Origin of the sequence: Pinirhizobacter soli (assembly GCF_015905305.1) — a bacterium.
Taxonomy (GTDB): domain Bacteria; phylum Pseudomonadota; class Gammaproteobacteria; order Xanthomonadales; family Rhodanobacteraceae; genus Pinirhizobacter; species Pinirhizobacter soli.
Map to the genome: position 1 here is coordinate 1867771 of NZ_JADZLQ010000001.1, position 12693 is coordinate 1880463.

Below are 12693 nucleotides of genomic sequence, written 5' to 3' on the forward strand. Positions count from 1 at the left end.
TTCGCGCCGGCCGCCCCCGCCGGGGCCCCCCCCCCCTCTCCGGCCCCCCCAACCCCCCCCCCCCACCGCTCCCTCCCCACCACGCGATAGAATTACCGGATGGATGTTTCTCATTTGCTTGATTCGCTTAATGATGCGCAGCGTGAGGCGGTTAGTGCTGAGCCGGGGCATTACCTGGTGTTGGCTGGTGCGGGGTCGGGGAAGACCCGGGTACTGACGCATCGCATTGGCTGGCTTACGCAGGTGCTGGGGGTGCCGCCTTGGGCGGTGCTGGCCGTTACCTTTACCAATAAAGCCGCTGGCGAGATGCGGTCGCGTCTGGAAGGACTGATTCCAGGCGGCGCGCAAGGCCTTACCGTTGGCACCTTTCACGGTATTGCCCATCGCCTGCTGCGCCGGCACTGGCGCGAAGCAGGGCTGGTGGAAGGGTTCCAGATTCTCGATTCGGACGACCAGCAGCGGCTGGTCAAGCGCGTGGTGGCGGGCATGGGGCTGGACGAGGCGCGTTTTCCACCGCGCCAGGCCAGCTGGCAGATCAACAGCTGGAAGGATGAAGGCAAGCGCGCCAAGGATGTCGAACACCGCGACCATCCGGTCACCCGTACTTTCGTTGAAATCTACAAGGCCTATGAAGACGCCTGCCAGCGCGCGGGTCTGGTGGATTTCGCCGAGCTGCTGCTGCGCGCGCACGAGTTGTGGCTGAAGGATCCGCAGGTACTGGACCACTATCGCAATCGCTGGCGGCACCTGTTGGTCGACGAATTCCAGGACACCAACACGCTGCAGTACGCCTGGATCCGCATGCTGGCCGGCGACACTGGCAAGGTGTTCGTGGTGGGCGACGACGACCAGGCCATCTACGGCTGGCGCGGTGCGCGGGTGGAGAACGTGCAGCAGTTCCTGCGCGATTTCCCCGGCGCGCGGACGATCCGCCTGGAACAGAACTACCGCTCCACCGCCATCATCCTGAAAGCCGCCAACAGTGTGATCGCGCGCAACGGTGGCCGTCTGGGCAAGCAGCTGTGGACGGCGGGCGACGAAGGCGAACGCATCGCGCTGTATGCCGCCTATAACGAGCAGGACGAAGCGCGTTTCGTCATCGAGCGAATTCGCGAGCACATCGCCGAGAAGGGCCGCGCCCGTGACTGCGCCATCCTTTATCGCTCCAATGCACAGTCGCGAAACTTCGAAGAACAGCTGATCCAGCGCGACATTCCCTACCGCGTGTATGGCGGTTTGCGCTTCTTCGAACGCGCGGAAATCAAGGACGCCCTGGCTTATTTGCGGCTTACCGCCAACCGCCACGACGACGCTGCCTTCGAGCGTGCGGTTAACACCCCGCCCCGCGGCATTGGCGATCGCACGCTTGAAGAATTGCGTCGCCGTGCGCGTGGCGAGGCGACTTCGATGTGGGAGGCGGCGCTGTCGGAGCTCTCCACCGGCTCGCTGGCGGCACGTTCAAAAAATGCCGTGAAAGCATTCCTCTCCATGATCGAGGAGATGGCGCGCAGCTTCGGCGGCCTGCCGCTGGACGGGGCCGATTCGCCTTCGGCGCTGAACCTCGCCGAGCAGATCGAACACGCCATCATGCATACCGGCCTTCGCGATTATTACGAGCGCGACAGCCGCGGCAATGCCGAATCCCGCGTGGAGAACCTGGACGAACTGGTCAACGTGGCCAGCCGCTTCGAGCCCACGGCCGACGATATCGACGCCGGCCTTACCGAACTCACCGCCTTCCTGTCGCATGCGTCGCTCGAAGCCGGCGAAGGCCAGGGCGAGGCCTGGGACGATTGCGTGCAGCTGATGAGCCTGCATTCGGCCAAGGGCCTGGAATTCCCCGTGGTGTTCCTGGTGGGCATGGAAGAAGGCCTGTTCCCCAGCCAGCGCACGGTGGAAGAAGACCGCCTGGAAGAAGAACGGCGCCTGGCATACGTGGGCATCACCCGCGCCCGCGACCGCCTGTTCGTCACCCATGCCGAATCGCGCCGCATGCACGGCACCGAGATGCTGGCGCGACCATCGCGATTCTTAGGCGAAATCCCCGCCGAACTCGTAGACGAAGTGCGGCCGCGCGTGCAGGTGTCGCGGCCTGTCTACGGCGGCGCGGGCAGCGCCTACGCCGCCCCGGTGGCCGACACTTTGCCGGTGGCGCTGGGCTCGCGCGTGTCGCACCCGAGCTTCGGCGAAGGCGTGGTGGTGAGTGCCGAAGGCGGGGGCGCCCACACCCGCATCCAGGTAAATTTCACCGACGCCGGTTCCAAGTGGCTGGTGCTGGCCTACGCCAACCTCACACCGCTGTAGTTACTTCGGCAGGCGCGGCACGCCGTGCACATCGCGTTCTTCCACGGCCACCGGCCGGGTATCGATGCGGCTGGCATACACCGCAGGCAGCGGCTCGGCGGCTTCGCCACGGGCGATCGCCAGGGCATTGCGATAGCAGCGGTGGGCGAGGCTGGTTTCACCCTGCCCCACGCAGGTGTCACCCAGTGCTTCCCAGGCGAGCGGATCCGGTGCCAGCGCCAGCGCGCGCTCCAGGTACGCCCGTGCCTTGCCCCACAATTTCAGGCGAACGCACATGCGGCCCAGCGCCGTGAGCAGCGAGGCGTCGTTCGGATGCGCATCGAGCCAGCCCTCGGCCCGGCGCATGCGTGTTTCGATGTCGTCCACGCCAAGCGCGCCATACGTCGCCGCCAGGGACGAGGACCACTCGCGGCGCAGCGACGATTCCACTTCGTCCATCGCTGCCAGGTTCTGGCCGAAGCCTGCGGCGCGGCGCGCGTAGGCATCGACCACGGCCGCGGAACGGCGCTGGGTCTTGGGCAACGTCGACCAGAACTCGGTCAGGGCCGCGCCGTCAGGCGCGCGGGCAATGGCCATCAGCAGGATGCGGTTTTCCAGATCCGCCAGCTGTTTCGTGGACAGCACGCCACTCTTTTGCAGCGGCTCCAGGGAGTCACGGGCGCGGCGCGTATCGCCGGCCAGCACGGCGGATTCGGCCAGTTCCGCCCAGCCCGCGGGCGGCAAGCTACGGGTATCGGCATCGGCCGCGAGCAGCGCCACCGATTCCTGCGGACGGCCATCCAGGCGCAACAGTCGCGCACGCACGATGCGCGCGGCAGCCGGGGTGATCTGGGCGGCCTGGTCAAGCGACTCGATGGCGCGGACTTTCTCGCCTCGCCGGCTGGCGGCTTCCGCGGCACCGAGCAGCGACGCTGCGCGCAGCGGTTCGTAGCGCGAGGCGCGGGCCAGATCCCGTTCGGCGTCGGCGTTACGGCCTTCGAACAGGGCCACGATGCCGTCGCTGAAACGGCGCCGGCTTTGCCGCCGGTGGCGGCGGGTGGTGGCATCGAATGGCCAGCGCAGCAAGAACCACAGCGCGCCGAGCAGGAACCAGATCACCAGCAGGGCGACGATGGCGAAGACCACCGTGGTGGTGATGCGCACGCCACGGATACGCACGAACACCAGGCCCGGGTCCGCTGCGATCCAGTGCCAGCCGAAGGCGGCCACCGCCGCCACGAAAATCAACAGCAGCAGCCAGCGCCAGGGCTTCATGGCTTGCCCTGGGCCGGTGCCGACGAAGCCGCGGCGGGCGCGGCCGGTGCGCCGTGCAAGGCATGTACCGAACGCGTATTGGACAATTCCGCCAGCGCTGCGCCCAACTGCGGCGGGGCAACGTTGCCGGATGTCTCCAGCAGCATGTCGGCGATCTGCGCACGCGCCTGGCGTACGCTGGCGTCGTTCGGATCAAAGTTCTTTTCCAGCGTCGTATCGACGCGACGCAGGGCGTCGGTGCGACCCTTGTCGTCGAAGGCGAGCAAGGCAGCCTGGGCCTGGGCGAGGTCGAGCAGCGCCAGTTCACGTGCCAGGCGGCCATCGGCCATTGCCAGCGGCGTGCCGTCGTCGCGCTGGATGCTGATCACGCCGGCCAGGGCACGGCCGGCACGAGCGAAGAACCCCTGGCCTTCTGTATCGGCCGCGGGCATGTCCACTGGGCGATAAGGCATCTTTGCAAGGTCGGTGCGCATGGCCGAGATCAGGGAAAGATCGTGCGTCACCGCGGGCACCTTCACCTTCGACAGCGCCTCGCGTTCGGCGTTGAGGCTTTGCCGCACGCCGGAATAGGCGCCGTCGTTCACCGCGGCCAAGGCTTGATCAGCCGAGGTGTAAGCGGCGATGGCGCCACCGGCGTCGTTGAACAGCACGAAGCGCTCGCGACCCATGCGCAGCAGCGACTCGGCCTCGTCCAGCAACATGGTGTCGTGGCCGCTGACGCTGCGCTCGGACAACCGGGCCACGGCGTCTTCCAGGTTGCGCGTGCGCTCGGCATTGCCCAGCACGTCTTCGCGCAGCGAGCGATTCACGCCATCGGCATCGGCCAGGCGCTGGCGAAGGCCGGCGCGCTCGTCACGCAGGTTGTTCACCTGCTGCCCCAGGCTGCCAACCTGCTGGCGGAGGTCATCCACCGCACGTCCACCGGCGGCATTGGTCTGCTCCAGCTGCCAGCCGCGCCAGGCGACGTAGGCGGTGCCGGCGAGGGCAATCAGGGCTACCAGCAGGGCCAGGGCGATGGTGCCGCCTCGGCGCGGCGCGGCGCGACCGATGGGTGCCGGCGAGGAGATGCGGGGCGATGCCGGCGTGCTGGACGCGACAGGCTCGGGCTGGTCGGGAGTCGTTTCGCTCATGCGCTGCATGCTAACAGGAGCGCGTAACGGGGTCGTCAATCGCGAACGCGCGCCGCCATATCCAGCAGCGCCGGGCCTTGGGCCGATGAAGCCACGTGGACCGTGGCCATGCCCGCATCGCGGGCCATCGCGGCCAGGCGCTCGCTACTGACGATCCAGGTCGCCTCGAGCAAGGCCTGCCATGGCTCCCCGGCCAGTGCCTGATGAAGGTTCGCCAGGGCCTCGGCGCTCGACAACAGCACACGGTCGCGCCGCGTGAAGGCGCTGGCCGCATCGCGATGGCGTGCATCCAGCCGCGCGGGCCCGCGCCGGTACACGTGTACCTCGTCGAACCGCGCCGAACGTTCGCGCAACACCGAACGCAAGACGCCGCGCCCACCGGCTGCGCCCACCAGGGCCACGCGTGCATGGCCAAGCTGCGACATGATGTCCATGGCCAGCAATCCTTCGCTATCTTCGCGCTCGGGAAAGCGCGCATCCTTGATGCCCGCGCGGTCAAGCGCCTTCGCCGTGCCGACACCCAGCGCGCAGACCTTCGCCAGGGTGACCAGCGGACGCAACTGCCGGGCATGTGCCACGGCCGCCGGGCTGGTGAACACGATCACATCGGCGGCCAGGGCGTGATCGAGCGCGGTGGCGGCGGCCTGAGTGTCCTGCGCCGTGCGCAGCGAAAGGCCAGGCAGCAACACGGGTATCCCGCCGCGGGCACGTACCGCCGCGACCAGCGTCGCAGCGGTGCCGGCAGGCCGCGTGATCGCCACGCGGCGGCCCTTAAGTGAATGAATCGACGTGTCCGCCATAAGGCATGGGAGTTTACCTTGCTTGCCCCTGCCGGCCCTCAGGCGGCAGACTGCCGCGCCATGTCGACCGAACCCTTGCAACACCTTTCAGCGCTCCTTGCGCGCATCCCGCTGGTGCAGGCCATGCAGCTTCGGGTGCATGCATGGGACTTGAGCCAGCTGGTGATGAGCGCACCCCTGGCACCCAACGTGAACGACAAGGGCTGCGCGTTCGGCGGCAGCCTCGCAAGCGTAATGACGCTGGCCGGCTGGGGCCTGGTGGAACTGGCCATGCACGCCCGCGGCCAGGATGCGGACATCTTCGTGGGCAAATCCACGGTGAGCTACCTGCAGCCGGTATGGGATGACTTCCAGGCCGTCGCCACGCTGGACGAAGGCGCCGACTGGGAGGCCTTCTTCGCCGACTGGACCCGCCACGGGCATGCCCGTGCACAGGTTCTTGTCACCGTGCCCGGACCCGGCGACAAACCGGCCGCCACCCTTGAGGCACGCTTCGTGGCCAAGCGCCGCAAGGCATCATGATGCGGCACAATTGACCCTTCGGATGGGCTTGAGATCACCAAGGGGAAATGCACCGATGCGCCGACTTATCCTGATCCTGGCCGTGATGGCAACCGCGCTTGCCGGTTGCGCCAGCGACCGCCGTTCCGATTCCATGACCGAGACACTCACCCGCTATGGCTCGGTGGTGCGCTGGGGCGATGCCCGTAGTGCGCTGTCCTTCGTCGATCCGAAGGTGGCCGAGGCAAACCCGCCCTCATCGATGGAGATGTCGCGCTGGGCGCAGGTGCGCGTAAGCGGCTACGACGAAGGCGTCGGCCCCATGCCCGGCGACAACCCCAACGAGGTGCGCCAGGTGGTGCAGATCAACCTGATCAACAACAACACCCAGGCCGAGCGCAGCGTGGTGGATCACCAGGTATGGCGTTACGACCCGGAAAAGCACAAGTGGTGGCTGATGAGCGGCATCCCGAATATCGCGCCGCCGAAATGACCAGGCACGTGAAAGGCTATAATCGAAGGCTGACTGCCTGGATGCATCGATGAACGACGTGCTGCACAAACTGCCCCAGTTCCTGGGCAACCACCCTTTCCTGCTTGCCCTGTTCGTGGCGCTGGTGCTGGCCCTGATCGTCACCGAACTCCTGCGGCTTACCCGCAAGTGGAAGGAATTGACCCCGGCCTCGCTTACCCTGCTGATCAACCGCGAAAGCCCGCTGGTGGTGGATATTTCCGCCTACGCCGACTACGAAAAAGCCCATATCCCCGGGTCACGGCACGTCCCGCCCAGCCAGTTCGATCCTGAAAACAAGGATCTGGCCAAGGTTCGCGAATTGCCGGTGGTGATCGTGGACAAGGACGGCCGCGGCATGGACAAGGCCGCTTCGCGCTTGGTCAAGGCCGGCTTCACCAAGGTGCACACCCTCGGCGGCGGCGTCGAGGCCTGGCGCCAGGCCCAGCTGCCGCTGGCCAAGGGCAAGAACTAACCGCTAGAGCCCGTGGATCCCGGCCCGGGCGGCCAGGATGCTGGCCAGCACGTCGGGCGCGTACTCGAACGAATCGAAGTAGAGGTGGTCTTCGGGTAAACCGGCGGCCACGAAGCGCTCGCGGCTGGCCGCGATCATCGCTGGCGGTCCGCTCATGTATAGGTCCACGCCGGAGAGGTCGGGCCAGTCTTCGAGCACCGCTTCGTGGACCAGGCCCGCACGCATGCCCACCTGGCGGGCCTCGTCGGCATCGCTCAACACCGGGATGAAACGCAGGCCCGGGTGCCGCGCGGCCCATCCTTCGGCGCGCTCGCGGTCGTAGAGGTCCGGTTCCACGCGGGCGCCCCAGTACACGGTGACCTCCCGCTGTGTCCCCAGGGCCAGGAAGTGCTCCACGATGGCCTTGATCGGCGCGAAGCCCGTGCCGCCGGCCATGAACACCATCGGACGCTCGGTGTCCTCGCGGGGTACGAAGGTGCCCTTGGGCCCCTCGATCTCCAGCGTATCGCCCACCGCCAGGGTGGTGTCGACATACGCGGTGAAGCCACCGCCGGCCACATGACGCACGTGCAATTCGATGCCGTGGTCGTCCGCCGGGCTGCTGGCGATGGAAAACGGCCGGCGCTTGCCGTCGTCGAGCACGATGTCCAGGTACTGTCCCGGCAGCCAGCGCAGCGGCGTGTCGTGCACCGGCACCAGGCGCAGGCCGATCACGTCGCCTGCCAGGCGCTCCTTGCGCGCCACGCGCACGTTGATCCTTACCTTGGGAATATCCTCGACCGAGGCCACCTCGCGCGAGGCAATGGTGATGTCGCCCAGGGGCACCGCCTGGCAGGTAAGGATCGAATGGCGCACCTGCTCGGCCGCCGACAGGGCCACCGGGGGATTGCGCGGATAGTCGCAGGCGCCCTGCAACAACGTGGCCTTGCAGCTGCCGCACACGCCGCCCTGGCAGGAATATGGCAGGGCGATGCCCGCCCGTTGCGCCGCCTCCAGCACGGTTTCACCCGGCGCCACGTCGAAACGGTGGCCGGAGGCTTTCAGGGTTACGGTGTGCACCTGCGCATTGTCGCCAAGCGGGAAGAACCACGACAATGCGGCCCAACGCGCAGGAGATCAAGCATGTCCATCTGGAAGCAATCCACCGACCTGGCCCGCATCAATGGCTGGAGCACGAACACGATGATGGCCACGCTCGGCATCACCTTCACCGCGGTGGGCGATGACTGGCTTTCGGCCACCATGCCGGTGGACCACCGCACCCACCAGCCATTCGGCCTGCTCCATGGTGGGGCTTCCGTGGTACTGGCCGAGACCGTGGGCAGCACCGCGGCGATGCTTGCGCTTGATCCCGCCGTCGAGGTGGCCGTGGGCCTGGACATCAATGCCAACCACATCCGCGGCGTGCGCTCGGGGCTGGTCACCGGCACCGCGAAAGTCGTGCACCTTGGCCGCAGCACGCAGGTGTGGGAAATCCGTATCACCAACGAAGAAGATTCCCTCGTGTGCCTGTCGCGGCTGACCATGGCCGTGGTGCCCACCCGCAAAGTGGCGCCGGCCGGCTTCGGCAAGTGAGCCACGACGCGCCCTACGCCGCCCTGTCGCCCGACGTGGTGCTACAGGCGGTGGAGGCCACGGGCCTGTGGACCGACGGGCGCCTGCTCACCCTCAACAGCTACGAGAACCGCGTGTTCCAGGTAGGACTGGAAGATGGTGGGTTCCTGGTGGGCAAGTTCTACCGTCCCGGCCGGTGGAGCGATGCCGCCATCGCCGAGGAACACCACTTCGCGGGGGAACTGGCGGACGCTGAAATTCCCATGGTGGCGCCGCTGCGCTTCGGCCACGACACGCTGCTGCACCATCACGGCTTCCGCTATGCGCTTTATCCGCGCCGCGGCGGCCGCGCGCCATCGCTGGAATCCACCGACCAACTCGAATGGCTGGGCCGGCTGATCGCGCGCATCCACCTGGTGGGCGCGAAGGAACCTTTCCAGGCGCGTGGGCGCCTCGACCGCAAGACGATGATCAGCGAACCCTGCAATGCGGTACTCGCCTCACCGTTGATCCCGGTGTCGGTTCGCGAGTCTTACCGGCTTGCCGCCGCACGCGTGGGCGAAGCGATCGACGATCGCCTGGACGCCTACGGACCGTGGCGCGCCCTGCGCCTGCATGGGGATTGCCACCCCGGCAATGTCCTGTGGACCGACGGCGGCCCGCATTTCGTCGACCTTGACGATGCCCGCATGGGCCCGGCCGTGCAGGACCTGTGGATGCTTGCCGGCGACGATGCCTCCATGCGCGCGTTGCTGGAGGGCTACACCCAGTTCCGCGAATTCGACGAATCGGAACTTGCGCTGGTCCCCGTGCTGCGCGCCATGCGGCAGGTGCACTACGCCGGATGGATCGCCCAGCGCTGGGGCGATCCGGCCTTCCCTGCTGCCTTTCCCTTCGCCGCGGAACCGCGGTGGTGGGAGCAACACATCGCGGACCTTGGCGAAATCGCCGATGATCTGTCGTAGACGTTATTCCTGGAGCCCCGCATGACGCTTTTCCTCTTCCGCCTGATCGGCCTGATACAGATTGCCGGCGGCTTCTTCGGCCTGTCGTCGATGACCTATCGCCTGCTGGCCGGTGGCGGCGGCATGCACGCCCTGGTGGATGTCCTGGGCGCCGTGCTCTACGCCTTCATCCTGGTCGCTGGCGTGCTGCTGGTGGCCAATGACGGTCGCGGCCAGGGTCTGTCGATGTGGGCGCAGGGGCTGCAGGTGCCACTTTTGTCGCTGCCGCTGATCCACTATGAATTGCACGCCGGCGCGTTCTTCTACCTGATCGTGCACCTGGCACAGGGCGCGCACATCGGTATCGACTACCACGTGGGCACGTATGGCTGGGGCGCCTGGCTTGGCGGGGGTGGAACCTCGCGCATAGGCATCAACCTGCTGGCGGCGGTGTCCTGGCTGATCCTCAAGCTGCGCTAGAGGGTCGGTTATCATGGGCGGATGGATAATCCCGCACTTCCCGTGATCCGCCTTAAATCCGACCGCGCCCCCGGCCATCCCTGGGTGTGGTCGGCCCAGGTACACAAACCCGACGCCCGCCTGCCGCCAGGCACCCTGGTGGATATCGCCGACAGCCGCGGCAACATCGTAGGCCGGGGTTTCTGGAACGGGCATGCCCGGATCGCCCTGCGCGTGCTGGGCAATGGCTACGACGCCATCGACGACGCCTGGGTAGCAGCGCGCATCCGCAAGGCAGTGGCGCTGCGGCGCGAGCTGCTGTCACTCGATGACGCAAGCGACGCCTGGCGGGTGGTGCATAGCGAGGGCGACGGGTTGTCCGGATTGGTGGTGGACCGCTACGCCAACTCCCTGGTGGTGGAATATTTCGCCGCCGGCATGTGGCGCTTCCGCGAGGCCATCCACGCCACGCTCATCGAATGCTTCCCGGGATGCTCGCTGTACTGGTTCGCCGAACAGCACGTGCAGAAGCAGGAATCCTTCGACTGCCGCAGCGGCGAAGCGCCCGAGCCGGTGGAAGTGCACGAACACGGCCTGCGCTTTCGCTCGGCGCCCGGCCTGGGCCACAAGACCGGCTTCTTTGCCGACCAGCGCGACAACCGCGCCACGTTCGCGCGCCTGGCCCGTGGCAAGCGCGTACTGGACCTGTGCTGCAACGCCGGTGGCTTTGCCGTGCACGCGATGGCCGGCGGTGCGCTCGATGCCGTTGGCGTGGATGCCGACGCCGCCATCCTGGACATCGCACGCGGCAACGCCGAGCTCAACAACGTCCAGGCCACGTTCGAGCAAGGCGATGTATTCGAGTGGCTGCGTGCGGCGATCGCGGAAGGCCGCACCTGGGACGCCGTGGTGCTGGATCCACCCAAGCTCACCCGCGACCGCAACCAGGTGGTCCCGGCGCTGAAGAAATACTTCGCGATGAACCGCACCGCGCTGGACGTGATCGCACCGGGCGGCATCCTGCTCACCTGCTCGTGCACGGGGCTGGTCTCGGAAGGCGACTTCCTGGAGATGCTGCGCCGCGTGGCGCTCAATGCCGGGCGCAGTATCCAGGTGCTGGAAATATCCGGCGCTGGCGCGGACCATCCGGTGGCCGCCACGGTGCCCGAAGGTCGGTATCTGAAGGCGGTGTTCTGCCGCGTCGATTGATCTGCTGGTAACGGCGCGATGGCCGGTCGTAGCGCAAACCACCGGCGGTCGGGTTTTTGTCTAGTCGACCTTGGCTCCTTCGAATGAAGCGCCGTCCTGATGGACGATCAGGTGGGCGACTTTGCCGGTCGACGGATCACGAACAAACTCGACTTCTGCCTCGCCCGAGCGAAAGAAGAACATCGTCGGCGATTCGGGCACCATTTCCAGCTCCGCCTGGTTGCCGATCCTCGACGTCAGATGCCCGTTGGTGAGCGTGATGACATTTGCAATGGTTGGGGTGAGCTTATACGTGCCCGCGTACTCTGCGAGCGTGGTCACGGGCACCGCCACCACCTTGCGCTCCGACGGCAGCACGAAAGGTATGCCAAACGCGGACTTGGCCATGTCTTTAGCCACCAGGCCGTAGGCGCCGCCGAACAGGTTCGATAACACGATGACCGTCAGCTTGTCGTCCGGATAATAGGCAAGCATGCCGCCGAAGCCGTCGATATCGCCGCTATGGCTTATCACACGATGACCATCCCTGTCGTCGATGAACAGGCCAAGCCCATAGCCCTTACGGAAAGGCGTGGTCATCAGCTTGAGCGACGTCAAACTGACAACCCGCCCCGCGAACAACGCGCTTTCCCATTTGAACAAGTCGCCGACGGTTGAGTAGAGATTTCCCGCCGAGAACGGCACGGTCATGCTAACGGCATCGGCGTGGCGGATGCCGTTCGGCGTCACCGCATAGCCTTCCGCGCGCAAAGGTACGACGGCGCGTTCGTCGTCTACTCCGGTGGACGTCATCTTTAGCGGGTCGAAGATGTGCTGCTGCAGAAACGCAGCATAAGATTTTCCCGAGACGACTTCGATCAATCGGCCGAGCACAATATAGTCGGAGTTTCCATAGCTGTATTTCGTGCCGGGCTCGTATTCGAGCGGTTTGTCCCGAAAGCGCGCGATGAGCTGATCGGGCGCCGCCGCAACCCTCCGGATCGAACCGTAGTCCTCGAACGCGTTGATGTTCGGCAGCCCGGACGTGTGGGTCAGCAGGTTATAGATCGTGATACGACCCCAGCTGGCGGGCGCGTCGCGCAGATACTTTCCGACCGGGTCCTGAAGCGAAAGCTGGCCGTGCTCTTGCAATATCAGGATAGCGGCAGCGGTGAATTGCTTGGTGATGGATCCGATGCGGAACTTGGTATCGGCAGTATTGCGCGTTTGCCACTCGGCGTCGGCAAAACCATAACTGCGCTGAAGCACCGGCTTTCCGTCGCGCGCTATCAGCACAGAGCCCCAGAACAAGCCGTCACGCTCGAAGGACGAGGCAACGGCCTCCATGCGTCCGACGGAAACTGTGTCCGCTACCGGAAGCGCCGCGCTGGTCACGGGAGCCATGATTATCGGCAGCGCCATCGCCGCAAAGGCCAAGGAGCGTGCAATTCTAGACAGACCGATCATCCGATCACCGCCGTTCCGGATTAAATCCCCGGGCCTAGGGTACGGGGTGTCCCTTGGACTGTCGATTTACAGCACGACAAAGCATCGCCGTATCATCAAGCCCTTA

General features: G+C 66.2%; 13 protein-coding genes. 8 read left to right on the plus strand and 5 right to left on the minus strand.

The window, feature by feature from the left end; genetic code table 11:
• Positions 1–99 precede the first annotated feature (99 nt).
• Positions 100–2304: a DNA helicase II gene (uvrD, locus tag NDK18_RS08225; protein WP_250627505.1), complete on the plus strand. Its 2205-nt coding sequence runs from the start codon at positions 100–102 to the stop codon at positions 2302–2304.
• On the opposite strand, the gene NDK18_RS08230 is transcribed toward uvrD, so the two are convergent.
• The 3 genes from NDK18_RS08230 to NDK18_RS08240 are packed head-to-tail and all read right to left on the minus strand — an operon-like array spanning position 2305 to position 5449.
• Positions 2305–3558 (minus strand): heme biosynthesis HemY N-terminal domain-containing protein, encoded by a 1254-nt coding sequence (locus NDK18_RS08230; RefSeq protein WP_250627506.1) that lies wholly within the window; start codon positions 3556–3558, stop codon positions 2305–2307. It abuts the gene before it with no gap.
• Positions 3555–4688, minus strand: a complete 1134-nt coding sequence (locus tag NDK18_RS08235) for a uroporphyrinogen-III C-methyltransferase (RefSeq protein WP_250624767.1) — start codon at positions 4686–4688, stop codon at positions 3555–3557. Before NDK18_RS08235 ends, NDK18_RS08230 begins: the two co-directional genes overlap by 4 nt.
• A gap of 35 nt (positions 4689–4723) precedes the next feature.
• Positions 4724–5449: a uroporphyrinogen-III synthase gene (locus NDK18_RS08240; protein ID WP_250627507.1), complete on the minus strand. Its 726-nt coding sequence runs from the start codon at positions 5447–5449 to the stop codon at positions 4724–4726.
• Between the two features lie 99 nt (positions 5450–5548).
• Here NDK18_RS08240 and NDK18_RS08245 point away from each other — a divergent pair, with 99 nt between their 5' ends.
• The 3 genes from NDK18_RS08245 to NDK18_RS08255 are packed head-to-tail and all read left to right on the plus strand — an operon-like array spanning position 5549 to position 6975.
• Positions 5549–6010 carry a YiiD C-terminal domain-containing protein gene (locus tag NDK18_RS08245; RefSeq protein ID WP_250627508.1) on the plus strand — a complete coding sequence of 154 codons (462 nt, stop codon included), beginning with the start codon at positions 5549–5551 and terminating at the stop codon, positions 6008–6010.
• A gap of 55 nt (positions 6011–6065) precedes the next feature.
• Positions 6066–6482, plus strand: a complete 417-nt coding sequence (locus tag NDK18_RS08250) for a hypothetical protein (protein ID WP_250624764.1) — start codon at positions 6066–6068, stop codon at positions 6480–6482.
• A gap of 49 nt (positions 6483–6531) precedes the next feature.
• On the plus strand, positions 6532–6975 hold the full coding sequence (locus tag NDK18_RS08255) for a rhodanese-like domain-containing protein (protein WP_250624763.1): 444 nt from the start codon (positions 6532–6534) through the stop codon (positions 6973–6975).
• Positions 6976–6978: 3 nt separating this feature from the next.
• Here the strand turns inward: NDK18_RS08255 and NDK18_RS08260 are convergent, their stop codons facing one another.
• Positions 6979–8034 carry a 2Fe-2S iron-sulfur cluster-binding protein gene (locus tag NDK18_RS08260; RefSeq protein ID WP_250624762.1) on the minus strand — a complete coding sequence of 352 codons (1056 nt, stop codon included), beginning with the start codon at positions 8032–8034 and terminating at the stop codon, positions 6979–6981.
• A 63-nt stretch (positions 8035–8097) separates the two neighbouring features.
• On the opposite strand from NDK18_RS08260, the gene NDK18_RS08265 reads away from it, so the two are divergent.
• The 4 genes from NDK18_RS08265 to NDK18_RS08280 are packed head-to-tail and all read left to right on the plus strand — an operon-like array spanning position 8098 to position 11141.
• Positions 8098–8550 carry a hotdog fold thioesterase gene (locus NDK18_RS08265; RefSeq protein WP_250624761.1) on the plus strand — a complete coding sequence of 151 codons (453 nt, stop codon included), beginning with the start codon at positions 8098–8100 and terminating at the stop codon, positions 8548–8550.
• Positions 8547–9494, plus strand: a complete 948-nt coding sequence (locus NDK18_RS08270; protein WP_250624760.1) for a serine/threonine protein kinase — start codon at positions 8547–8549, stop codon at positions 9492–9494. The genes NDK18_RS08265 and NDK18_RS08270 overlap by 4 nt, the downstream gene beginning before the upstream one ends.
• A gap of 21 nt (positions 9495–9515) precedes the next feature.
• Positions 9516–9953, plus strand: a complete 438-nt coding sequence (locus tag NDK18_RS08275; protein ID WP_250624759.1) for a hypothetical protein — start codon at positions 9516–9518, stop codon at positions 9951–9953.
• A 21-nt stretch (positions 9954–9974) separates the two neighbouring features.
• The gene (locus NDK18_RS08280; RefSeq protein WP_250627509.1) at positions 9975–11141 is read left to right on the plus strand and encodes a class I SAM-dependent rRNA methyltransferase; all 1167 of its coding nucleotides are present in this window, start codon (positions 9975–9977) and stop codon (positions 11139–11141) included.
• A gap of 60 nt (positions 11142–11201) precedes the next feature.
• On the opposite strand, the gene NDK18_RS08285 is transcribed toward NDK18_RS08280, so the two are convergent.
• Positions 11202–12587, minus strand: coding sequence for a serine hydrolase (locus NDK18_RS08285; RefSeq protein WP_250627510.1), 1386 nt, complete (start codon positions 12585–12587; stop codon positions 11202–11204).
• Positions 12588–12693 lie beyond the last annotated feature (106 nt).

Excerpts from the sequence above, each read along its gene's own strand:
- NDK18_RS08265 (WP_250624761.1), top strand. The coding sequence starts at position 8,098 with ATGTCCATCTGGAAGCAATCCACCGACCTGGCCCGCATCAATGGCTGG.
- NDK18_RS08245 (WP_250627508.1), top strand. The coding sequence starts at position 5,549 with ATGTCGACCGAACCCTTGCAACACCTTTCAGCGCTCCTTGCGCGCATC.
- NDK18_RS08280 (WP_250627509.1), top strand. The coding sequence starts at position 9,975 with ATGGATAATCCCGCACTTCCCGTGATCCGCCTTAAATCCGACCGCGCC.
- NDK18_RS08275 (WP_250624759.1), top strand. The coding sequence starts at position 9,516 with ATGACGCTTTTCCTCTTCCGCCTGATCGGCCTGATACAGATTGCCGGC.
- uvrD (WP_250627505.1), top strand. The coding sequence starts at position 100 with ATGGATGTTTCTCATTTGCTTGATTCGCTTAATGATGCGCAGCGTGAG.
- NDK18_RS08285 (WP_250627510.1), bottom strand. The coding sequence starts at position 12,587 with ATGATCGGTCTGTCTAGAATTGCACGCTCCTTGGCCTTTGCGGCGATG.
- NDK18_RS08235 (WP_250624767.1), bottom strand. The coding sequence starts at position 4,688 with ATGAGCGAAACGACTCCCGACCAGCCCGAGCCTGTCGCGTCCAGCACG.
- NDK18_RS08255 (WP_250624763.1), top strand. The coding sequence starts at position 6,532 with ATGAACGACGTGCTGCACAAACTGCCCCAGTTCCTGGGCAACCACCCT.
- NDK18_RS08230 (WP_250627506.1), bottom strand. The coding sequence starts at position 3,558 with ATGAAGCCCTGGCGCTGGCTGCTGCTGTTGATTTTCGTGGCGGCGGTG.
- NDK18_RS08250 (WP_250624764.1), top strand. The coding sequence starts at position 6,066 with ATGCGCCGACTTATCCTGATCCTGGCCGTGATGGCAACCGCGCTTGCC.